Here is a 738-nt window from a genome sequence, read left to right as displayed (position 1 = left end):
ACTTTACCATCGGCACCCTTTGGCCCCATCGGGCCAACATCACCTTGGTCGCCTTTTGGCCCCATCGGGCCCTGTGTGCCAGCAGTCAGAGGCTGTCCATTTACAGTAAGCGTACCTTGAATATCAGTATTACCGATCAAGTTGATATTCGGTACACCCGTGATATTTACTGCACCGGAATACGCAGACAAATCAGTACCGAAATATACAGGCTGGCCATTTATCGATAGTCTCCCTTGGATATCCGTATCGCCATAAATGGAAACGCCTTTTACGCCAGCAATTTGCAATTTCTCTTGAGCACGAACAAGCATGTTCTTTGTGCTCTTTATATTAACATCTGAACCTGTTGCGTTGAGTTGTGATGGTGTATTCAAATCAATTTTACCAGTACCACCAGTACAAGTTAAACGAATACCGCTTGCGGTATTGAGCTCTACAAGTTCGCCGCTGATTGTAGTTGTACCTGATGTTTTGCCTTTATTGATGCCAACGTCACCGCTGTAATTTGCAAGGTCAACGGCATCTGCATTCTTAGTAATGCATTTCCATGGCCCCCATGGGCCGTCCTTACCGTTCCATGAACCAGTTAAACCACGAAGGTATTTGTTACCTGACTGGAACGTAGTGTATTCCTGTTGGCAACCATATGCACTAGGGGTACAAATAAGAGAACCTGCTTGTTGTTCAGGATACATATTTGTATTTGTTGCACCGGCATTCCCAGGCTGAAAGTAC

The 738-nt window shown here is 45.4% G+C and carries 1 protein-coding gene; it reads right to left on the bottom strand.

All coding sequences use genetic code 11. The features are described from left to right. The coding region (locus LG31_RS21320; RefSeq protein WP_238567542.1) for a pyocin knob domain-containing protein at nucleotides 1-738 on the bottom strand (738 nt) is incomplete at both ends.

This window comes from Aeromonas lacus (assembly GCF_000764665.1).
In the GTDB taxonomy this organism is placed as follows: Bacteria; Pseudomonadota; Gammaproteobacteria; order Enterobacterales; family Aeromonadaceae; genus Aeromonas; species Aeromonas lacus.
This window is presented reverse-complemented; position numbering and strand designations above follow the sequence as displayed.